16 protein-coding genes and 1 other RNA gene are annotated in these 20,420 nt (G+C 69.1%); 12 read left to right on the forward strand and 5 right to left on the reverse strand.

The genetic code is table 11. The features are described 5' to 3' along the window. The first annotated feature begins 8 nt into the window (after positions 1 to 8). Both ACOI2T_RS13605 and ACOI2T_RS13610 read left to right on the forward strand, forming a co-directional pair. A complete protein-coding gene (locus ACOI2T_RS13605) occupies positions 9 to 737 on the forward strand; it encodes a zinc ribbon domain-containing protein (RefSeq protein WP_409501609.1) in 729 nt (242 codons plus the stop codon). Then, positions 734 to 1,828 (forward strand): bifunctional RNase H/acid phosphatase, encoded by a 1,095-nt coding sequence (locus ACOI2T_RS13610; RefSeq protein ID WP_409501610.1) that lies wholly within the window; start codon positions 734 to 736, stop codon positions 1,826 to 1,828. Before ACOI2T_RS13605 ends, ACOI2T_RS13610 begins: the two co-directional genes overlap by 4 nt. A 1-nt stretch (position 1,829) precedes the next feature. Here the strand turns inward: ACOI2T_RS13610 and ACOI2T_RS13615 are convergent, their stop codons facing one another. Then, the gene (locus tag ACOI2T_RS13615; RefSeq protein ID WP_067855286.1) at positions 1,830 to 2,411 is read right to left on the reverse strand and encodes a type II toxin-antitoxin system RelB family anti-toxin; all 582 of its coding nucleotides are present in this window, start codon (positions 2,409 to 2,411) and stop codon (positions 1,830 to 1,832) included. 46 nt (positions 2,412 to 2,457) lie between these two features. Here ACOI2T_RS13615 and ACOI2T_RS13620 point away from each other — a divergent pair, with 46 nt between their 5' ends. Beyond that, positions 2,458 to 4,026, forward strand: a complete 1,569-nt coding sequence (locus ACOI2T_RS13620; RefSeq protein ID WP_409501611.1) for an FAD-dependent oxidoreductase — start codon at positions 2,458 to 2,460, stop codon at positions 4,024 to 4,026. Positions 4,027 to 4,096: 70 nt separating this feature from the next. On the opposite strand, the gene ACOI2T_RS13625 is transcribed toward ACOI2T_RS13620, so the two are convergent. Both ACOI2T_RS13625 and ACOI2T_RS13630 read right to left on the reverse strand, forming a co-directional pair. Next, on the reverse strand, positions 4,097 to 4,513 hold the full coding sequence (locus ACOI2T_RS13625; protein ID WP_067855288.1) for a VOC family protein: 417 nt from the start codon (positions 4,511 to 4,513) through the stop codon (positions 4,097 to 4,099). Positions 4,514 to 4,523: 10 nt separating this feature from the next. Then, positions 4,524 to 4,955 (reverse strand): helix-turn-helix transcriptional regulator, encoded by a 432-nt coding sequence (locus ACOI2T_RS13630; RefSeq protein WP_409501612.1) that lies wholly within the window; start codon positions 4,953 to 4,955, stop codon positions 4,524 to 4,526. Positions 4,956 to 4,984: 29 nt separating this feature from the next. Here ACOI2T_RS13630 and rnpB point away from each other — a divergent pair. Continuing rightward, positions 4,985 to 5,371: RNase P RNA component class A (gene rnpB, locus ACOI2T_RS13635), an RNA gene on the forward strand. Positions 5,372 to 5,379: 8 nt separating this feature from the next. Here rnpB and ACOI2T_RS13640 read toward each other — a convergent pair. Next, positions 5,380 to 6,900 (reverse strand): CYTH and CHAD domain-containing protein, encoded by a 1,521-nt coding sequence (locus ACOI2T_RS13640; RefSeq protein ID WP_409501613.1) that lies wholly within the window; start codon positions 6,898 to 6,900, stop codon positions 5,380 to 5,382. A 153-nt stretch (positions 6,901 to 7,053) separates the two neighbouring features. Here ACOI2T_RS13640 and ACOI2T_RS13645 point away from each other — a divergent pair, with 153 nt between their 5' ends. Genes ACOI2T_RS13645 through ACOI2T_RS13655 form a run of 3 tightly spaced genes read left to right on the forward strand, consistent with a single transcriptional unit; the run spans position 7,054 to position 10,396 of the window. Next, positions 7,054 to 8,880, forward strand: coding sequence for a fatty acyl-AMP ligase (locus ACOI2T_RS13645; protein WP_409501614.1), 1,827 nt, complete (start codon positions 7,054 to 7,056; stop codon positions 8,878 to 8,880). A 45-nt stretch (positions 8,881 to 8,925) separates the two neighbouring features. Continuing rightward, positions 8,926 to 9,600 (forward strand): TetR/AcrR family transcriptional regulator, encoded by a 675-nt coding sequence (locus ACOI2T_RS13650; protein WP_409501903.1) that lies wholly within the window; start codon positions 8,926 to 8,928, stop codon positions 9,598 to 9,600. Between the two features lie 10 nt (positions 9,601 to 9,610). Next, a complete protein-coding gene (locus tag ACOI2T_RS13655) occupies positions 9,611 to 10,396 on the forward strand; it encodes an enoyl-CoA hydratase/isomerase family protein (protein WP_409501615.1) in 786 nt (261 codons plus the stop codon). Between the two features lie 6 nt (positions 10,397 to 10,402). Here ACOI2T_RS13655 and panB read toward each other — a convergent pair whose 3' ends face one another. Next, positions 10,403 to 11,263, reverse strand: a complete 861-nt coding sequence (gene panB, locus ACOI2T_RS13660) for a 3-methyl-2-oxobutanoate hydroxymethyltransferase (protein ID WP_409501616.1) — start codon at positions 11,261 to 11,263, stop codon at positions 10,403 to 10,405. 161 nt (positions 11,264 to 11,424) lie between these two features. Between panB and ACOI2T_RS13665 the strand changes: the two genes are divergently transcribed. The 5 genes from ACOI2T_RS13665 to ACOI2T_RS13685 all read left to right on the forward strand — a co-directional run bounded on the left by ACOI2T_RS13665 (position 11,425) and on the right by ACOI2T_RS13685 (position 20,412). Beyond that, positions 11,425 to 12,816, forward strand: a complete 1,392-nt coding sequence (locus ACOI2T_RS13665; protein WP_067855306.1) for a WS/DGAT/MGAT family O-acyltransferase — start codon at positions 11,425 to 11,427, stop codon at positions 12,814 to 12,816. Between the two features lie 61 nt (positions 12,817 to 12,877). Then, positions 12,878 to 14,392 carry an alpha/beta hydrolase gene (locus ACOI2T_RS13670; RefSeq protein ID WP_409501617.1) on the forward strand — a complete coding sequence of 505 codons (1,515 nt, stop codon included), beginning with the start codon at positions 12,878 to 12,880 and terminating at the stop codon, positions 14,390 to 14,392. Positions 14,393 to 14,481: 89 nt separating this feature from the next. Beyond that, positions 14,482 to 15,969, forward strand: coding sequence for an alpha/beta hydrolase (locus ACOI2T_RS13675; RefSeq protein WP_409501904.1), 1,488 nt, complete (start codon positions 14,482 to 14,484; stop codon positions 15,967 to 15,969). An 88-nt stretch (positions 15,970 to 16,057) separates the two neighbouring features. After that, complete coding sequence (glnA, locus tag ACOI2T_RS13680) at positions 16,058 to 17,398, forward strand: type I glutamate--ammonia ligase (protein WP_067855312.1); 1,341 nt, start codon at positions 16,058 to 16,060, stop codon at positions 17,396 to 17,398. Positions 17,399 to 17,421: 23 nt separating this feature from the next. Further along, complete coding sequence (locus ACOI2T_RS13685; RefSeq protein WP_421876746.1) at positions 17,422 to 20,412, forward strand: bifunctional [glutamine synthetase] adenylyltransferase/[glutamine synthetase]-adenylyl-L-tyrosine phosphorylase; 2,991 nt, start codon at positions 17,422 to 17,424, stop codon at positions 20,410 to 20,412. Positions 20,413 to 20,420 lie beyond the last annotated feature (8 nt).

Genomic DNA, 20,420 nt, shown 5'->3' on the forward strand with positions numbered 1-20,420 from the left:
GAAAGAAGATGAAAGCCGAAGTATCCCAACAGCGTTCGCTGCTCGAGCTGACCGAGGTGGACGCCGAGCTGGCCCGTATCGAGCACCGTGCCAAGCATCTGGCCGAGCAGAAGCGCCTCGACGAGGCTCAGGCCGAGTGCGGCGCCGCCAACGACCGGCTGGCCACGCTGGGTATCGCGCTGGAGGATCTGGGCACCCAGGTGGCCAAGTTCGAGACCGAGATCGACGCGGTGCGTCAACGCGAGGACCGCGACCGCGCGCTGCTCGAAAGCGGCGGGGTGGGCGCCAAACAGGTGACCGAGATCCAGCACGAACTGGAGACCCTGCAGCGCAGGCAATCCAGCCTGGAGGACTCCCTGCTCGAAGTCATGGAGCGCCGCGAGGAGCTGTTGGCCCAGCAGGCCGAGGCGCTGCGCCGCATCGATGAACTGCAGACGGCGCTGTCCGATGCCCAGCAGGCGCGTGATGGCGCGCTCGTGGAGATCGACCAGTCCCGCCATCAGTGTGTGACCCGCCGCGACGCGCTCGTCGACGCGATCGACGACGAGTTGGTCGGCCTCTACGAGCGGCAGCGGGCGCGCGGTGGCGCAGGCGCCGGCCTGCTGCAGGGCCGGCGGTGCGGGGCGTGCCGGATCGAGATCGACCGCGGCGAGATCGCCCGCATTTCGGCCGCGGCCGACGACGACGTGCTGCGCTGCCCGGAGTGTGGAGCAATCCTGTTGCGGGTCAAGCCGTGAAGGTGCTCGTCGAGGCTGACGGCGGTTCGCGCGGTAACCCGGGCCCGGCCGGGTACGGCGCCGTCGTGTACACCGCCGACCACGGCACGGTGCTGGCCGAGCGGAAGGAAGCCATCGGCCGGGCCACCAACAACGTCGCCGAATATCGCGGCCTGATCGCTGGTTTGGAGGCCGCGACGGCCCAGGGCGCCACCGAGGTCGCGGTGTCGATGGACTCCAAACTGGTCGTCGAACAGATGACGGGCCGCTGGCGCGTCAAACACCCCGACCTGATCGATCTGCAACGCCAGGCCGCCGCACTCGCGGACACGTTCGACCACGTGAGCTACAGCTGGATTCCGCGCGCCCGCAACAGCTATGCCGACCGGCTCGCGAACGAGGCGATGGACGCCGCGGCCGGGATCGTCGACGAGGCGGCGCCGACGAAGAAGCCGGCCGAGGACGAAAAACCGTCGGCCCCGGGCTGGACCGGTGCGGTCGGCGCACCGACGCGGCTGCTGCTGTTGCGGCACGGCCAGACCGAACTGTCCGTCCAGCGGCGCTATTCGGGCCGCGGCAATCCCGCGCTGACCGAGGAGGGCCGGCGCCAGGCCGACGCGGCAGCGCGCTACCTTGGCGAGCGCGGCGGCGTCGCCGCGGTGGTCACCTCGCCGTTGCAGCGGGCCTACGACACCGCCGCCGCGGCCGCCAAGGCGCTCGGGCTCGACGTCACGGTCGACGACGATCTGATCGAGACCGACTTCGGCGCCTGGGAGGGTTTGACGTTCGCCGAAGCGGCGCAACGGGATCCGGAGCTGCACCGGCGTTGGCTGCGCGACACCAGCGTCGAACCACCCGGCGGTGAGAGCTTCGACGCCGTGGCACACCGCGTTCGGCGGGCCCGCAACCGCATCATCGCCGAGCACGGCGCCGCGACCGTTCTGGTGGTGTCGCACGTGACGCCGATCAAGACCGTGTTGAGGCTTGCGCTCGATGCCGGGGAGGGCATCCTTTACCGGCTGCACCTCGATCTGGCCTCGCTGTCGATCGCCGAGTTCTACGCCGACGGCGCCTCATCGGTGCGACTGGTCAACCAGACCGCCTATCTGTAACTCAGGCGTGCAGGTGCAGCTGTTCGCCGTGCGGGCCGAAGATCGTGATCGCCTCCACCGGACCGTCGACGACCCCGAACCAGTGCGGGCTCCACGTCGAGAACTCAACCGCCTCACCGGGTTTGACGATGAAGTCCTGCTCGCCGAGGATGAGGCGCAGCCGCCCGGACAACACATACATCCAGTCGCGACCCTCGTGCACGGGTAGCTCGGCAGGTGGTTTCCGGCGGCGGGCGCTGATGCGGATCTTGAACGCGTGCAGCCCACCGGCCGGACCGTGCCGGGTGAGCGGCCAGTAGGTGATGTCGTGGTGGGTGTGCGAGGCGCCCTTGATCCGCGGATCCTCGGCTTCCGGTGCGCGCAGCAGCTCATCTGTGGTCACCGACAACGCGGCGGCGAGCCGGGGCAGGTGATCGAGTGCGAGCCTGCGTTTACCCGATTCCAGCCTGCTCAGCGTCGACACGTCGATCTGGGCGCGGGTAGCGACGTCCTCCAAAGTCAGGCCGCGCTGCACCCGTAGCTCGCGCAGCCGCCGCCGGACCATGGCGTCGACGTTCTCCTCCGCGGCTGCGATTGCCTCCATGGCAAATTAGCTTGCCAGTTTCGTGCTGGGTCGGCAAGCTCGGGATATGGACGTTGAAGTGATGGACAAGGCATGGGACTGCATCGTCGTTGGCGGTGGCGCCGCGGGTTTGAGCGCCGCGCTCGTGCTGGGCCGGGCCCGGCGGCGGGTACTGCTCGTCGACGCGGGCAATCAGAGCAACCTGGCCGCACACGGCATCGGCGGGCTGCTCGGCAGTGACGGCCGGCCGCCTGCCGAGCTGTACGCGGCGGGCCGTGCCGAGCTGGCCGCCTATCCGACCGTGGAAGTGCGTACCGGTGAAGTCGTGCGCGGTGAACCGGGATTCGTTCTCGAACTGGGCGACGGCACCCGCGAGCACGCCAGGGCGGTGCTACTCGCCACCGGGATGGACTACCGGCCGCCGGGTATCCCAGGCCTCGAACCGCTGTGGGGCCGTTCGGTTTTCCACTGCCCGTTCTGCCACGGCTGGGAACTGCGCGACGCGCCGCTCGCGGTGGTGGCCCGTGGTGACCGTGCCGTGCACTCGGCCCTACTGCTGCGCGGCTGGACCGATGATCTGATCGTCCTGACCAACGGCGAAGGCGGACTCGACGACACCCAGGTCAAACTGCTCGATGCCGCGGGCGTGGGCGTCGACGACCGCTCGATCGCCCAATTCCACGCAGAAGACGGCGAATTGGCTGCCGTGGAGTTCGCGGACGGAACGCGGTTGCCACGCCGCGGTGCGCTTGTCGCCACCACGCTGCACCAGCGTTCCCCGCTGGCCGCGCAACTCGGCGCGGTGGCGGCGCCGGGTCCGGTCGCCATGGATGCCCTCGTGGTCGACGGGTTCGGCCGCACGTCCGTGCCGGGCTTGTTCGCCGCAGGGGACCTGAGTGCCCAGATGCCACAGGTGGCGAACGCCGTCGCGGCCGGCAGCCAGGTCGGTGCCGCGGTGGTGCAGAGCCTGCTGGCCGAGGACTTCGGGCTGCCGGTCCCGCCATGGCCGACGCATTCCGAGGTGACGGCCCAGTACTGGGAACGTCACTACGGGCAGCACGGCCGCATCTGGAGCGGGCGCGTCAACCCTCAGCTCGAGAAACTGGCCGCGGGCCTGACCCCGGGCCGTGCCCTGGATCTGGGGTGCGGCGAAGGTGGCGACGCCGTCTGGCTCGCCGAACAGGGCTGGCACGTGACGGCTACCGACGTCTCCGACACCGCGCTCGGGCGGGCCGCCGCCGAAGCGAAGGCCCGGGGCGTGGCGGACCGCATCACGTTCGAACGGCACGATTTCGCCGAGAGTCTGCCGGAGGGCCGCTTCGACCTGGTGTCGGCTCAGTTCCTGCAGTCGCCCATCGCGATGGACCGCGCGGCATTGCTGCGCCGCGCGGCCGGTGTGGTCGCCCCCGGCGGGCTCATGATCATCGTCGACCACGGTGCGGCCCCGCCGTGGGCACCAGAGCACGTCCGGAAATTCGAGTTCCCCAGCGCTGAGGACGTCGTGGCCGCACTCGATCTGCCCGGCGAGCAGTGGGAGCGGGTGCGCGTCGGAGCCGAAGAACGCGACGCAACAGGACCGGACGGGCAGCGCGGCACGCTCATCGACAACGTGATGGTGCTGCGTCGCAGGGACTGACCGCATCGAGACCGACGCTTTGGTCGCCGGCACGGCCTGGCATCGACCATTGCGTCGGTCTCGACACGGCTCAGGTGCGCTGGGTGAGCCGGACGCTGTTGCCCGAGGGATCGCGGAAACCGGAGTCGATCCCGTAGGGCATCTGGTTGGGCGGCTCGGTGAACTCGACCCCGCGGGCGGTGAGCTCCTCGTAACTCTTCTGGCAGTCCTCGGTGGTCAGAAACACCGTGCCGGCGAAGCCTTTTGCGGTCAGGTCGAGCACCTGTTTGCGGGTGTCCTCGTCCATCACGGGCTGGCCGGGCACGGCCATCAGAACGATGCTGACATCGTCCTGACCGGGCGGGCCGACCGTGAGCCACCGGAACGGGGTGTCGACATCGGGCAACGTAACGTCTTCGCGCACTTCCATTCCGACCTTCTCGGTCCAGAATTTCAGCGCGGCTTCCTGGTCGTGGACCCAGAGGTGTGTGCTTGCGATTCTCATCATGCGACCGACGCTACGGTCGGGCGTCGGTGCCCGTCTTCTTCGCGTGTGCTGTTTTCCGGGTGTCGCGCGCCAGAACACAACTCGGCACCGGGGCGCGCAGCGCAGCGGGCGGCAGGCTCGCGCGGTAGGCCGCCGGCGGCTTGCCGTAGACCTTGGCGAAGCTCGACGTGAACGAGCCCACGCTCTGCAGGCCGACCATCACGCAGATGTCGGCGACCGAGCGGTCGGTGTTGCGCAGCAGCGCCGCGGCCCGCTCCAACCGCCTGCTCTGCAGATAGGCGCGCGGAGACTCCCCGAAGGTACGGGTGAACATCCGGCTGAAGTGCGCGCGGGACAGCCCCGCGGCCGCCGCGAGGTCGTCGACGGTGATCGGATCGGCGTACCGCGCGTCCGCCAGGTCCTTCGCCCTGAGCAAATATCGGGCAGGTGGCACCTGCGGCATGGATTTAAGGGTACGGTGATCTGCGCGAACGAGTTGGCCGGGCGGCCGCGGCACCTGACGGTGTCGAGGAAAGTCCGGACTTCACAGAGCGGGGTGATTGCTAACGGCAATCCGAGGTGACTCGCGGGAAAGTGCCACAGAAAACAGACCGCCAGAAATGGTAAGGGTGAAACGGTGCGGTAAGAGCGCACCAGCACCCCGGGTGACCGGGGTGGCTAGGCAAACCCCACCCGAAGCAAGGCCAAGAAGGCCGCAACCTGGTTGCGGTCGCGCAGGCGCCTGAGGGTTGCTCGCCCGAGCCTGCGGGTAGGCCGCTCGAGGTACCCGGCGACGGTGTGCCCAGATGGATGGTCGCCACTGGCCCCCTGGCGACGGGAGGGCCGGCACAGAATCCGGCTTACAGGCCAACTCGTTCGCCCCTGCCTCAGTGCCGGGTCTTGTGGACTGCCTTGTCGAGCTTTCGCAGCGCATCCTCCAGGAGCGCGCGGGAATGCTGGGCGACCTCGTCCTCCAATTGGTAGAGCAGACCGTAGGTGAAGGTGTCCTCGCCCGCGGCGTGCGCGGCTTCGGCTTGCGTGCTCAGGTGCGTCTTGCTGACCACGGCATCCTGATGATCGCCCAGCAGCGATTGGATGGCCTTGGCCCGATCGGACACCTTGGTCGCGCCGGTGGCGGCCGCGGTGTAGCGAAGCCGCTTGGCGCCCTTGCGGATTCGGTGCAGCGCCTCGTCTTTTTCCTCGGCGTCGGCCTCGGTGGACTCGGCTGCGGCCTTCGCCGCCTTGGCTGCTTTGCGAACACGCTTGTAAGCCGAGCCGATGGTCGCCGATGAGCTGTCTGCGCCAGTGTCGTCCGGGGGTTCGGCGGCGACGAGGTCGTCGAGCGCGTCGAGCAGCCGGAAGTAACGTTGCGAGCGCATCGCCTGCAGCGCGCGGCGCAGGCCCGCGGCATAGCGGCGGTGCGCGCCGTCGACGAGCCGTTCCCGTACCGGCCCGCGCACGAGGTCGGGGGACAGTTCGTCGAGTGCCCGCTGATAGCGCTCGGCGAGCACCTCGGCATCGCGAGCCACCCCGAGCAAGGCCGCGAGCGCCCGGAGCTCGTCGAGAATCCAGCCGTTGTCGGCCAACGGGAACGCGTCTTTGGATGCCTGCAGCAGGCTGCGGATCTTGCGGGTCGTCACGCGCATCTGGTGCACCGAGTCGTATGCGTCGGCCCGTACCGCACGATCCCAGACCAGCAGCTGCTCGATCTGTTCGGCGATGGCCCGGTGCATCGGATCGGCGGGGACGGGCTGCTCCTCGGCGGCGGCGGCCGCGGTGTCGAGCACCTTGGCCAGCTTCGACCCGTGGCCGGCCGGTTGCGCGCCGGCGTCGGTTAACCGGTTCGACAACCGGTCCAGCAGGCCGTCCGGAACCTCGGTGTCCAAGAGCTCGAGTTCCCATTCGCGCCACTGCTGGGCCTCGTCCTCCTGCCCGGCGGCCGACGCGGTGACGTGGTCGTCGCAGAACTCGGCCAGCGCAGCGCCGCTGTGCCCGAACAGCAGATCGACGCTGCGTTTCGTCGAGATGCGGGCGACCGGGGCGAGCGGCCGGTCGCGGATGATCGCGAGCACGATGTCCCGCAGATCCTCTGGCACGGCGTCGGTCGCGGCGTCGCCGTCGGGGTCCAGCGGTGCGCGCACCTCGGTACGGGCATCCGGCCCCGCGGGCAGCTTGAGATGCCAGCCCGCGTCGGGTCCGCCGGTGCGTCGCCGCAGCGTGATGCGGTGCGCCGCGAGGTCGCGGGCCGGTGTGTCGAAATAGACAGCGTCCAGCTGTTGTGACGGAGGCCGCTCGACGCGGGCGACAGCGGTCAATCCGTCGAACGAGGGGGAGACGGTCGCGTCGGTCACCTCGAACTTGCGCTCGACCTCGGTGTACCTGGAGGTTTTGGGCGTGTCAGGGGCCATGTTCACCTTCGCTGTGCACCGGATCCGATGGCACCAGCGTGCCACACCGGAATGGTTGCCCTTAACCGACCAAAGGTCACGTCAAGGTAAAGACTTTGCGCCGCGCACAACAGGTTCCACCCGTTTCTGAGGAAACCTCTTAAGATTGCGGACATGGGTCTGGATGCCATGACGACAAGCGGCGCTTCGGCACGCCTGAAGGTCGCGGATTACCTGGATTCGGATGGCGAGATCGCCATCCCGGACGGCTCCACGCTGCTGTCGCATTTCGACCGCAACGTCGCCGAGTTCGGTGATACGCCGGCTTACCGATATCTGGATTTCGACCATGACGGACGGGCCGTCGAGCTGACCTGGGCGCAGCTCGACACCCGGGTCCGCGCGGTCGGAGCCCGGTTGCAGCAGGTCACATCACGGGGCGACCGCGTGGCGATCCTGACCCCGCAGGGCGTCGACTACGTCGTCGCGTTCTTCGCCGCGATCCGCGCGGGCGCCATCGCGGTTCCGTTGTTCTCCCCGGAGCTGCCCGGCCACACCGAGCGCCTCGATGCGGTGCTGGGCGACGCGAGCCCATCGGTCGTGCTGACCACCACTGCGGCGGCCGGACCGGTCGGCGACTTTCTGCGCAAGCTGCCGCGGGACCGGCGGCCCCGGATGATCGCCGTCGACGCGGTACCCGACTCCGTCGGCGCCGGCTTCCGCAGCGCGGAGCTGCGCACCGACGACATCGCGTACCTGCAGTACACGTCGGGATCCACGCGCACACCGGCCGGTGTGGAGATCACGCACCGCGCGGCCTGCACCAACGTGCTGCAGATGATCATCTCGGTCGGCCTGGACTGGAACATCCGCAGCGTCAGCTGGCTGCCGCTGTTCCATGACATGGGTCTGCTGATGATCATGTTCCCGGCGTTGTGCGGCGGCCACATCACGTTGATGTCGCCGGTGGCGTTCGTCCGACGCCCGTACCGCTGGATCAAAGAACTCGGGGCGTCCGACTTGCCGACGTTTGCCGCGGCGCCCAACTTCGCCTACGAGCTCGCGGCCCAGCGCGGCCTGCCGCCCGCGGGCGAGGAGCTCGACCTGAGCAACGTCGCCGGCCTGATCAACGGCTCCGAGCCGGTGAGCATGTCCTCGATCGAGGTGTTCAACAACGCGTTCGCGCCGTACGGGCTCTCGCCGACGGCCGTCAAACCCTCCTACGGCATGGCCGAGGCCACGCTGTTCGTCTCGACGATCGCGCCCGACGCCCGCCCGAGCGCCATCTACGTCGACCGCGAGGAACTCGGGGCCGGCCGCGCGGTCCTGGTATCGCCCGACGCGCCGGAAGCGGTGCCCCAGGTGTCGTGCGGGCAGATCGCGCGCAGCCAGTGGGCGGTGATCGTCTCGCCCGACGACGACGTCGACGCCGAGCTGCCCGACGGCCAGGTCGGTGAGATCTGGCTGCACGGAGACAACGTCGGCCAGGGCTACTGGCGGCGGCCGCACGAAACCGAGCTCGCCTTCCGCAACAAGCTGCAAACGCGACTCGAGCGCAACAGCCATGCGGAGGGTGCGCCGGAGGGTGCGTCGTGGTTCCGCACGGGCGACCTGGGCATGTACGTCGACGGCGAGCTGTACATCACCGGCCGGATCAAGGACATGGTGATCGTCGACGGTCGCAACCATTACCCCCAGGATCTGGAGGCCACCGTGGCCGAGGCTTCGCCCGCGGTGCGGGCGGGATTCGTCGCGGCGTTCTCCGTGCCGTCCCCGTCCGGTGAACGGCTGGCGATCGTGGCGGAGCGGGCCCCGGGCGCGGGGCGCGCCGACCCGGCGCCGATCGTCGACGCGATCCGCGCCGCGATCTCACGGCGCCATGCTGTCGCCGTGGCTGACGTCAAACTCGTTGCGGCAGGATCGATTCCGCGGACAACGAGCGGCAAGCTGGCCCGCCGCGCCTGCCAGCAGCAGTACCTGGCGGCGCTGCAGCCGGCGTGACGGCACGCGGCCCGGTGTCAGAATGTTGAGATGACCACCGGGGCGATGGCTGGCGCGGGCCGGGGCCGTCCGCGCCTGGAACAGCCCCGCAGGCCGGGCAAGACGGCCCGCGAGGAGATACTCGACGCCGCGGCCGAGCTGTTCACCACCCACGGCTATGCCAGTACATCCACCCGTCGGATCGCCGATGCGGTCGGGGTGCGACAGGCGTCGCTCTACCACCATTTCGCGACCAAGGACGACATTCTCGACGCGCTGCTGACCGGGACGGTCGACGCGCCGCTACGGCTGGCCACGGATCTGGCGGGGGAGTCCGGCCCGGCCGCGCCGCGACTGCACGCGCTCGTGGTCGGCGACGCGGCCCAGCTGTGCGCGGGCCGGTGGAACCTCGGTGCGCTGTACCTGCTGCCGGAGCTGCGGACCGATCGCTTCGAGCCGTTCCGACGCAGCCGCGCCGAGCTGCGTAGCCGCTACCGGCGGTTGTCTGCCGACGTGATCGCCGAGTGCGGCGGCCCGCCCGATGCCGACGACCTGCCGTTCCGCCTGGTCGAATCGGTGATCAACAGCCGTTCCGACGATGCCGACATACCGCCCGAACAACCGTGGGTGATCGGCGAGGGCGCCCTGCGGGCCGTCGGCTACGACCGCGATTTCGCCGACCTGGTCCGCGCGACCGCGGACCGGCTGGGGGTGCGACCGCCGCAGCGGGCGGCCCGCTAGAGTCCGGTGCGTGACCGAGCCCACGTATGAAGCCATCACGTTCGAGCAGTCCGGTGCGATCGCGCGCATCACGCTGAACCGCCCGGACGCAGCAAACGGCATGAACCACACCATGACTCGTGAACTGGCCGATGCCGCGCGGCGCTGCGACACGGTGGGCACCAAGGTCGTCGTGCTGACCGGGTCCGGCCGGTTCTTCTGCGCAGGCGGCGACCTCAAGGCGTTCTCGACCGCGCCCGCCCGCGGGCAGTTCATCAAGGGTGTCGCCGACGACCTGCACCGGGCAATCTCGTCGTTCGGGCGGATGGACGCCGTGCTGATCACCGCGGTCAACGGCACCGCGGCGGGGGCGGGCTTCTCGCTCGCCGTCACCGGAGACCTCGTCCTGGCGGCCGAATCGGCGTCGTTCACCATGGCTTACACCAAGGTGGGGCTGAGCCCAGACGGCAGTTCGTCGTACTACCTGCCGCGTCTGGTCGGCATGCGCCGCGCACAGGAACTGATGCTCACCAACCGCACGCTGTCGGCGACCGAAGCGCAGGACTGGGGCCTGGTCACCGAGGTCGTCGCCGACGCCGACCTCGCGGAGCGGGCGGGCAAACTCGCCGAGCAGTTGGCCGGCGGGTCGGCCGGGTCGAACGGCGCGGTCAAGACGCTGCTGCTGTCCTCGCTCAAGAACAGCCTCGAGGAGCAGATGGAGGCCGAGGGCCGGTTGATCGCCGCACGAGCGGACTCGGCCGACGGCCGCGAGGGGGTTGATGCGTTCCTCGCCAAGCGCCGGTCGGAGTTCGCGTAGCGGCTCCTAGTAGCTGTGCTCCTCGGCCGGGAACACCCCGGCCGCCACATCCTGCGCGTACTGCGTTGCGGCGCGGTGCAATTCGCCACCAACGTCGCCGAAGCGGCGGACGAACCTGGCGGTCTTGCCGCTCGTGAGGCCGGCCATGTCCTGCCAGACCAGCACCTGGGCGTCGCAGTTGGGGCCCGCGCCGATGCCGACCGTCGGAATGGTGAGCTTGCCGGTGATCTGGGTGGCCAGCTCGGCGGGCACCATCTCCAGCACGACCGCGACGGCGCCGGCTTCCTGGACGGCTATCGCGTCGGCGATGGTCTGATCGGCGGCATCGCCGCGACCCTGCACGCGGAACCCGCCGAGCCCGTTGACGCTCTGCGGCGTGAAACCGATGTGGGCCACCACCGGGATGCCCGCCGCGGTCAGCGTCGCGATCTGCTCGGCGACGCGTTCACCGCCTTCGAGCTTGACGGCCTGCGCGCCGGTTTCCTTCATGAAGCGCGTTGCGGTCGCGAGCGCCTGCTGCGGGCTCGATTCGTAGCTGCCGAACGGCAGATCGGCGACGACGAGCGCATGCGGGGCGCCCTTGACCACGGCCCGCGCCAACGGGATCAGCTCGTCGATGGTGATCGGCACGGTGGTGTCGTAGCCGTATACGACGTTTGCCGCGGAGTCACCGACGAGTAGCACCGGGATGCCGGCGTCGTCGAACACCCGCGCGCTGGAGTAGTCGTAACAGGTGAGCATGGCCCACTTGTGGCCTTCGGCCTTCCACTTCTGGAGCGTGACCGTGCGAACCTTGGTGCGGGGTTTGGTGTCCTGCGCACCGTCCGAAGACACGCCGGCAGCACCGTAAACAGACTGTTCAGACATCGTTGTCCCTCGATTGATGGTCTTTTCGAATCCTCGAGGCCAATGTGTGGTCCCCGGGTTCGGCTGACACATGTCAGTCTGCCACCCGCCGGAAAGTGGGTAAACGACTCGTTAAGTGGATTTCCTCACAGTTGCCGACTCGTCTCCCTACGATCAGGCGCATGCAAAGGCTCAGCGGACTCGACGCCAGCTTCCTGTATCTCGAAACCGCGGCCCAGCCGATGCACGTGTGCTCGGTGCTCGAACTCGACACCTCGACCATGCCCGGCGGCTACACGTTCGACCGGATGCGCGACGCGCTGTCACTGCGGATCAAGGCCATGCCGGAATTCCGGGAGAAACTCGCCGACAGCCGGTTCAACCTCGATCATCCGGTTTGGGTGGACGACAAGGACTTTGACGTCGACCGGCACCTGCACCGGATCGGGCTGCCCGCGCCGGGTGGTCGCACCGAACTCGCCGAGATCTGCGGCCACATCGCATCGTTGCCGCTGGACCGCACCCGGCCGCTGTGGGAGATGTGGGTCATCGAAAACGTCGCGGGCACCGACGCACACGCCGGTGGACGGCTCGCGGTCATGACGAAGGTGCACCATTCCGGCGTGGACGGCGTCACGGGCGCCAATCTGATGTCGCGGCTGTGCACCACCGAACCCGACGCGCCGCCACCGGATCCGGTCGAAGGCGTGGGCGGGGCAACCGGACTCGAGATCGCGATCAACGGTGCGGTGAAGTTCGCGACGCGACCGTTGAAGCTGGTCAACGTCGTGCCGTCGACGCTGTCGTCGGTGGTCGACACCGTGCGGCGGGCGCGCAACGGCATGACGATGGCGGCCCCGTTCGCCGCGCCCAAGACCGCGTTCAACGCCAACATCACGGGCCACCGCAACATCGCGTTCGCGCAACTCGACCTCGAGGACATCAAGACCGTCAAGAATCACTTCGGCGTCAAGGTCAACGACGTGGTGATGGCGCTCGTATCGGGTGTGCTCCGCACTTTTCTGGCCGATCGCGGTGAGCTGCCCGAGAATTCGCTCGTCGCAATGGTGCCGGTCTCGGTGCACGACCGGTCGGACCGGCCCGGGCGCAACCAGGTGTCGGGCATGTTCTCCACACTCGAAACCCACATCGACGACCCGGCCGAACGTCTCAAGGCCATATCCGAGGCGAATTCGGTTGCCAAACAACACAGTTCGGCGATCGGCGCGACGCTGCTGCAGGATTGGACGCAATTCGCGGCCCCGGCGGTGTTCGGCGTGGCCATGCGCGTCTACGCGGCCAGCCGGCTGTCGGGGGCCAAACCCGTGCACAATCTCGTCGTCTCCAACGTGCCGGGGCCGCAGGTGCCGTTGTACTTCCTCGGCGCCGAGGTCAAGGCGATGTATCCGTTGGGGCCGATATTCCACGGTTCGGGCCTCAACATCACGGTGATGTCGCTGACCGGCAAACTCGACGTCGGCATCGTGTCGTGCCCGGAACTGCTGCCCGACCTGTGGGACCTGGCCGACGACTTCGCCGTCGCGCTCGACGAGTTGGTGAAGGCGACCCGGTAATCCCGGCTGGTCGGCTGGCCCTGACCGGTGCACGCGACGAGTCATGGCAGCATGTGGTGCCATGAAGGTCAGGATCAGGTTCGGTGCGCTGCTGGCGGTGATGGTGCTGGCGGTGGCGGGCTGCAGCCAGGTGATCGAGGGGCGCGCGATCATCGCGGTGCCCAGGCCGGGCACCCCGGTGCAGTGGTTGCCGTGCAATGCGGGTGCGGGCGATCAGGCACCCATTCCCGACGCGGCCGAATGCGGGCTCCTGTCGGTGCCGGTGGACTATTCCAAGCCCGACGGTGACGTTGCCAGGATCGCGATGATCCGCTTCCCGGCGACCGGCGAGAAGATCGGTTCGCTGGTGATCAACCCGGGCGGGCCCGGCGAATCCGGCGTCGAGTCGGCGCTGTCGCTGCTGCCGAGCCTGCCGCAATCGGTCAAGGAGCGATTCGACATCGTCGGGTTCGACCCGCGCGGCGTCGCGTCGTCGAACCCGGCGGTGTGGTGCAACTCCGACGCCGACAACGACCGCCAGCGTGCCGACCCGACGGTGGAGTACACCCCGGAGGGCGTGGCCCACCTGGAGGCCGAGACCAAGGCGTTCGTTCAGCGGTGTGTCGACAAGATGGGCGAGGAGTTCCTCGCCAACGTCGGCACCGACAACGTCGCCAAGGACCTCGACGCCATTCGGGCCGCGCTCGGGGACGAGAAGCTGACCTACCTCGGCTACTCCTACGGCACGCGCATCGGCGCCACCTACGCCGAGGAGTTCCCGGACAAGGTCCGCGCGATGATCCTCGACGGCGCCGTCGATCCCAACGCCGATCCGGTCGAGGAGAGCGTGCGCCAGGCCGCGGCGTTCCAGAAAGCTTTCGACGACTACGCCGCCGACTGCGCCAAGAGCCCCGACTGCCCGCTGGGCACCGATCCGGCCAAGGCCGTCGAGGTGTACAAGAGCATCATCGACCCGTTGGTCCAGAACCCGGCCAAGACGCGCGACGGGCGCGGGCTGAGCTACAGCGACGCGACCGTGGGCACGATCCTGCCGCTCTACTCGCCGAACCTGTGGCGGCACCTGACCGACGCGCTCAAATCGCTCAAGGAGGGCGACGGCAACCTCATGCTGGCGCTGGCCGACCTGTACATGGGCCGAGATGCCAAGGGCCACTACAACAACTCCACCGACGCGCGGGTGGCGGTCAACTGCATGGACAAACCCGCGATCACCGACCGCGCCATCGTCGTCGAGCAGGACCGCAGGCTTCGCGAGGTCGCACCGTTCATGAGTTACGGCGAGTTCACCGGCAACGCGCCGCTCGGGGCCTGTGCGTTCTGGCCGGTGCCGCCGACCAGCACGCCGCACGAGATCGCGGTGAGCGGGCTGCCGCCGGTGCTCGTGGTCTCGACGACCAACGACCCGGCCACGCCGTACCAGGCCGGTGTGGACCTGGCGCGCCAGCTCGGCGGCACGCTGGTCACCTTCGACGGCACCCAGCACACCGTGGTGTTCCAGGGCGACAAGTGCATCGACGACATCGCCGCGACGTATCTCGTCGACGTGACCGTGCCGCCGCCGGACACCCGCTGCTGACCGCCGCCGAATCGCAAGGTCACCGTATGGTTTCCGGCCGATCTCTGGTCGGCCTCAGCGGAAGACTCGGCCGCACGGGCCGTGCGACCATGGCAGCCGTGCGGTGGGTGGGCGGAATCTTGACGGCGATGCTGCTTGCCCTGCCCGCGGTCGTGACGCCCGTGGCATCCGCCGCACCACCGGCGTGGGGCGGCTGCGCGAACTGGATTCCCGACGTGTCGGCGATCCCGACCGCTCAATGCGGCACGGTCGCGGTACCCGTCGATTACGCGGATCCCCAAGGCGCACAAGCGCAGTTGGCCGTCATCCGGGTACCGGCCACCGGTGATCGCCTCGGGGTGCTGATGGTCAATCCGGGCGGTCCCGGAGCGTCGGCGGTCGACACCGTCGCCGGGATGGGCGCGGCCCTGGCCGACACCGAGATCGGTCGCCGGTTCGACCTCGTCGGGTTCGACCCGCGCGGCGTCGGGCACTCCACGCCGCAATTGCGTTGCCGCACCGATGCCGAGTTCGACGCGTACCGCCGCGAGCCGATGGCCGATTACAGCCCGGCCGGCGTCGCCCACATCGAAGGCCTGTACCGCCAGTTCGCCCAGCAGTGCCTGGACCGGATGGGCGCACCGTTCCTGGCCAACATCGGCACCGCATCGACGGTGCGCGACATGGACGCGGTGCGGACCGCGCTCGGCGAGGACCAGATCAACTATCTGGGCTTCTCATACGGGACCGAGTTGGGCGCGGCCTACGCCGAACAGTACGGCGACCGGGTGCGCACCATGGTGCTCGACGGCGCCGTCGATCCGAGCATCGACCCGATCACGAAGAACATCCGCCAAATGGCCGGATTCCAAAAGGCTTTCGAGTCCTACGCCGCCGATTGCGCCAAGGCCCAGGGCTGCCCGCTCGGCACCGACCCCGCCCAATTCGTCAGCCGCTACCAGCAATTGGTCGATCCGCTGGTGGCCCGCCCCGGCAGCACGTCCGACCCGCGGGGTCTGAGCTACCAGGACGCCAACACCGGGACGGTCAACGCGCTGTACTCGGCGCGGTACTGGCCATATCTCACCAGCGGGCTGCTCGGCCTGCAGCGTGGCACCGACGCGGGGGACCTGCTGCTGCTGGCCGACGACTACCAGAACCGCGACGATGCGGGCCGGTACCAGAACCTGCAGGACGCCTTCACCGCGATCCGGTGCGTCGACGCGCCGTACCCGACCGACCCGGCCGTGTGGGCCGACGCCGACCGCCGGATCCGGGAAGTCGCGCCGTTTCTGGCCTACGGCGCATTCACCGGATACGCACCGCGCGACGTCTGCGCGCTCTGGCCGGTGCAGCCCACGTCGGTGCCGCACCAGGTGCGTGGGCCCGGGCCAGGCAAGGTCGTGGTCGTGTCAACCACGGGCGATCCCGCGACGCCGTATCAGGCCGGCGTGGACCTGGCCCGGCAGCTGGGTGCGGCGCTCATCTCGTTCGACGGCTCGCAGCACACCGTCGTGTTCAACGGCGACGCCTGCGTCGACACCGCGGTGCTGAACTTCTTCGTCAACCGGCAGTCGCCCGGCAACCTCAATTGCTAGGTGCGTGAAGCGGCCGCGCAGCGACACGGAAATCAAACCCAGCCAGGGCCGTAACACGGATTTAACAGCCGGTGCCTACGCTGCGGGCATGGACCGCCAGAAGGAATTCGTGCTGCGCACGCTGGAGGAACGCGATATTCGGTTCGTCCGGTTGTGGTTTACCGACGTGCTCGGATACCTGAAGTCCGTGGCGATCGCGCCCGCCGAGCTCGAGGGAGCCTTCGAAGAGGGCATCGGTTTCGACGGCTCGTCGATCGAAGGGTTCGCACGCGTATCCGAATCCGACACGGTCGCGCGGCCCGATCCGTCGACGTTCCAGGTGCTTCCGTGGACCAGCAGTTCGGGCCAGCATCATTCCGCGCGGATGTTCTGCGACATCACCATGCCCGACGGTTCACCGTCGTGGGCGGACTCCCGGCATGTGCTGCGCAGGCAGCTGGCCAAGGCCAGTGATCTGGGCTTCTCGTGCTACGTCCACCCCGAGATCGAGTTCTTCCTGCTGAAGCCGGGCCCCGACGACGGCAGTGTGCCGGTGCCCGCCGACAACGGCGGCTACTTCGACCAGGCCGTGCACGACGCGGCGCCCAACTTCCGCCGCCACGCCATCGACGCGCTGGAGCAGATGGGCATCTCGGTGGAGTTCAGCCACCACGAAGGCGCGCCGGGCCAGCAGGAGATCGACCTGCGTTACGCCGACGCGCTGTCGATGGCCGACAACGTCATGACGTTCCGCTACGTCGTCAAGGAGGTCGCGCTCGGCGACGGGGTGCGGGCCTCGTTCATGCCCAAGCCGTTCGCCGAACACCCCGGCTCGGCCATGCACACCCACATGAGCCTGTTCGAGGGCGACACCAACGCCTTCCACAGCCCCGACGACCCACTGCAACTGTCCGACGTGGCCAAGTCCTTCATCGCGGGCATCCTCGAGCACGCCAGCGAGATCAGCGCCGTCACCAACCAGTGGGTGAACTCCTACAAGCGGCTCGTGCACGGGGGCGAGGCGCCCACCGCGGCGTCCTGGGGTGCCGCCAACCGCTCGGCACTGGTTCGCGTGCCGATGTACACGCCGCGCAAGGCGTCGTCGCGTCGCGTCGAGGTGCGCAGCCCCGATTCGGCATGCAACCCGTACCTGACGTTCGCGGTGCTGCTCGCCGCGGGCCTGCGGGGCGTCGAGAAGGGCTACGTGCTGGGCCCGCAGGCCGAGGACAACGTCTGGAGCCTGACCCCCGAGGAGCGCCGCGCGATGGGCTACCGCGAGTTGCCGTCGAGCCTCGGCAACGCGCTGGAGGCCATGGAGAGCTCCGAGCTGGTGGCGGAAGCGTTGGGGGAGCACGTATTCGACTACTTCCTGCGCAACAAGCGCACCGAGTGGGAGAACTACCGCAGCCACGTCACGCCCTACGAGCTCAAGACGTATCTGTCGCTCTAGTCGCTCCCTGTAACGTTTTCTTCGTGCCCAAGCCCGCGACCGAGCGCCCGAAACTGCCCAGTGTCGGCCGGCTCGGGCTGGTCGACTCGCAGGCCAACGCCCATCTGGACCGGCTCGGCTGGAACACCGACGATCACGTCGAGTTGTTGTGGTCGCTGTCGCGCGCCCCGGACGCCGACGTCGCGCTGCTCGCGATGGTGCGGCTCGCCGAGGCGCTCGGCGGCGACTGGGACGAGCTCAACCGCGAACTGCTGACCGACCGCGCGCTGCGGGGCCGGCTGTTCGGTGTCCTCGGCTCGTCGCTCGCGCTCGGCGACCATGTGGTCGCCCACCCGCAGTCCTGGCGGCTGCTGGTGGGGAGAGCCGTTCTGCCGGGCGCCGACGAGTTGCGCGAGGGGTTCACCGCGGCCGCGCAGCAGGTCGACATCGACCGGGGCACAAGTGCCGCGGTGCCGCCCATGCGCGACCTGTACCGCGACAAGCTGCTGGTGCTGGCCGCCCTCGACGTGGCTTCGACCGTCGAGAACGAGCCCGTGCTGCCGTTCGTCACGGTGAGCACCCACCTGTCCGATCTGGCCGACGCCGCGCTGGCCGCTGCGCTGACGGTCGCCACGCGCGCCGTGTGCGGTGAGAGCCCGAGTGACGCCCTCCGGCTGGCGGTCATCGCGATGGGCAAATGCGGTGCGCGCGAACTGAACTACGTCAGCGACGTCGACGTGATCTTCGTCGGCGAAGACGTCACCAACGACAACCTGACGACTGCCACCCGGGTCGCGGGCGAGATGATGCGGTTCGCCGCCGACGCCTTCTTCGAGGTCGACGCGGCGTTGCGGCCCGAAGGCAAACGCGGACAACTGGTTCGCACGCTCGACTCCCACGTCGCCTACTACCAGCGCTGGGCCAAGACGTGGGAATTCCAGGCATTGCTCAAAGCCCGGCCCGCCGCAGGCGACCCCGACCTGGGCAAGGCGTACATCGACGCGTTGATGCCGATGGTGTGGACGGCCTGCGAGCGTGAGGATTTCGTGCCGGAGGTACAGGCGATGCGCCGCCGGGTCGAGGAACTCGTGCCCGCCGGCGTGCGGTCCCGTGAGATCAAGCTCGGTACCGGCGGACTGCGCGACGTCGAATTCGCCGTGCAGCTACTGCAATTGGTGCACGGTCGCAACGACGACTCCCTGCACGTCGCGTCCACGGTGGACGCATTGGCCGCGCTCGGCGCGGGCGGCTACATCGGCCGCGACGACACCGCGAACATGACCGCGTCGTACGAATTCCTGCGGCTGCTCGAACACCGGCTGCAACTGCAACGGCTCAAGCGCACGCACATGCTGCCCGACGACAGCGACGAAGAGGCGTTCCGCTGGCTGGCGCGCGCCGCCCACATCCGTCCCGACGGCACGCACGACGCGGCCGGGGTATTGCGCGAGGAACTCAAACGGCAGAGCCTTCGGGTGTCGCGCCTGCACGCCAAGCTGTTCTACCAGCCGCTGCTCGAATCGGTGGGCCAGCCGGCGCTGGGCATCGAGGCAGGCATGAGCACCGAGGCCGCCGAACGCCAGCTCGCCGCACTGGGTTACGAAGGCCCGCAGAGCGCGCTGACCCACTTGGCCGCGCTGACCGGCGCGACCGGCCGCAAGGGCCGGGTGCAGCAGGTGCTGCTGCCGACCCTGCTCGACTGGCTCTCGGACACACCCGATCCCGATGCCGGCCTGCTGGCCTACCGCCGCATCAGCGACGAGCTGCAGGAGCAGCGCTGGTACCTGTCGACGCTGCGCGACGAGGGCGCCGTGGCCAAGCGGCTGATGCGGGTGCTCGGCACCTCGGCCTACATCCCCGAGTTGCTGATGCGGGCACCCGAGGTGATCCAGCTCTACGCCGACGGCCCGAATGGCCCGAAACTGCTTGAGGGCGACCCCGACAGCGTGGCCCGGTCCCTGGTCGCCTCGGCCGGACGGCACGCCGACCCGGTCCGCGGTATCGCGGCCGCGCGTACGCTGCGCCGCCGCGAACTGGCCCGCATCGCGTCGGCCGACGTGCTGGGCATGCTCGAGGTGACCGACGTCTGCAAGGCGCTGACGTCGGTGTGGGTCGCGGTGCTGCAGGCCGCGCTCAACGCGGTGATCCGCGCCAACACGCCAGAGTCCGGTGTGCCGGCCCGCATCGCGGTGATCGGCATGGGCCGCCTGGGCGGCAGCGAACTCGGATACGGGTCCGACGCCGACGTGATGTTCGTGTGTGAACCGGTGTCCGGCGTCGACGAGTCGGTCGCGGTGCGCTGGTCGGTCAGCATCGCCGAGCAGGTCCGCGCCCTGCTGGGCACGCCGAGTGCCGATCCACCGCTCGAGGTCGACGCCGGCCTGCGGCCCGAGGGCCGCAACGGCCCGCTCGTGCGCACGCTCGCGTCGTACGAGGCGTATTACGCGCAGTGGGCGCAGCCGTGGGAGATCCAGGCGCTGTTGCGGGCACACCGGGTGGCCGGCGATCTCAAGCTCGGCGAGCGGTTCCTGCTCATGGTCGACAAGACCCGATACCCACCGGGTGGGGTCTCGGCCGAGGCGGTGCACGAGATCCGGCGCATCAAGGCGCGCGTGGACGCCGAGCGGTTGCCCCGCGGCGCCGACCCCAACACCCACACCAAACTGGGCCGCGGCGGACTGGCCGACATCGAGTGGACCGTGCAGTTGCTCCAGCTGCGCTACGCGCACAAAGTACCTGCGCTGCACAACACTTCGACGCTGGAGGCCCTCAACGCCATCGGCGCGGCCGAGCTCGTGGCCGAGGGCGACGTCGAACTGCTGCGCGAGGCCTGGCTCACCGCGACGCGTGCGCGCAACGCGCTGGTGCTCGTGCGCGGCAAGCCGACCGACCAGTTGCCCGGGCCCGGGCGACAGCTCAACGCGGTGGCACTCGCGGCGGGCTGGGGCAGCGACGACGGCGGCGAATTCCTCGACAACTACCTGCGCGTGACGCGCCGCGCCAAGGCCGTTGTGCGCAAGGTTTTCGGGGGCTGAGCCGCCGG

The sequence above is a fragment of the Mycolicibacterium wolinskyi str. Jessa 2025 genome (assembly GCF_049241375.1).
In the GTDB taxonomy this organism is placed as follows: Bacteria; Actinomycetota; Actinomycetes; order Mycobacteriales; family Mycobacteriaceae; genus Mycobacterium; species Mycobacterium wolinskyi.

Bases quoted from the DNA above. Each gene is read 5' to 3' on its own strand.
- ACOI2T_RS13605 (WP_409501609.1), top strand. From the start codon at position 9: ATGAAAGCCGAAGTATCCCAACAGCGTTCGCTGCTCGAGCTGACCGAG.
- ACOI2T_RS13615 (WP_067855286.1), bottom strand. From the start codon at position 2,411: ATGGAGGCAATCGCAGCCGCGGAGGAGAACGTCGACGCCATGGTCCGG.
- ACOI2T_RS13620 (WP_409501611.1), top strand. From the start codon at position 2,458: ATGGACGTTGAAGTGATGGACAAGGCATGGGACTGCATCGTCGTTGGC.
- ACOI2T_RS13625 (WP_067855288.1), bottom strand. From the start codon at position 4,513: ATGATGAGAATCGCAAGCACACACCTCTGGGTCCACGACCAGGAAGCC.
- ACOI2T_RS13630 (WP_409501612.1), bottom strand. From the start codon at position 4,955: ATGCCGCAGGTGCCACCTGCCCGATATTTGCTCAGGGCGAAGGACCTG.
- ACOI2T_RS13640 (WP_409501613.1), bottom strand. From the start codon at position 6,900: ATGGCCCCTGACACGCCCAAAACCTCCAGGTACACCGAGGTCGAGCGC.
- ACOI2T_RS13645 (WP_409501614.1), top strand. From the start codon at position 7,054: ATGGGTCTGGATGCCATGACGACAAGCGGCGCTTCGGCACGCCTGAAG.
- ACOI2T_RS13650 (WP_409501903.1), top strand. From the start codon at position 8,926: ATGGCTGGCGCGGGCCGGGGCCGTCCGCGCCTGGAACAGCCCCGCAGG.
- panB (WP_409501616.1), bottom strand. From the start codon at position 11,263: ATGTCTGAACAGTCTGTTTACGGTGCTGCCGGCGTGTCTTCGGACGGT.
- ACOI2T_RS13665 (WP_067855306.1), top strand. From the start codon at position 11,425: ATGCAAAGGCTCAGCGGACTCGACGCCAGCTTCCTGTATCTCGAAACC.
- ACOI2T_RS13670 (WP_409501617.1), top strand. From the start codon at position 12,878: ATGAAGGTCAGGATCAGGTTCGGTGCGCTGCTGGCGGTGATGGTGCTG.
- ACOI2T_RS13675 (WP_409501904.1), top strand. From the start codon at position 14,482: ATGGCAGCCGTGCGGTGGGTGGGCGGAATCTTGACGGCGATGCTGCTT.
- glnA (WP_067855312.1), top strand. From the start codon at position 16,058: ATGGACCGCCAGAAGGAATTCGTGCTGCGCACGCTGGAGGAACGCGAT.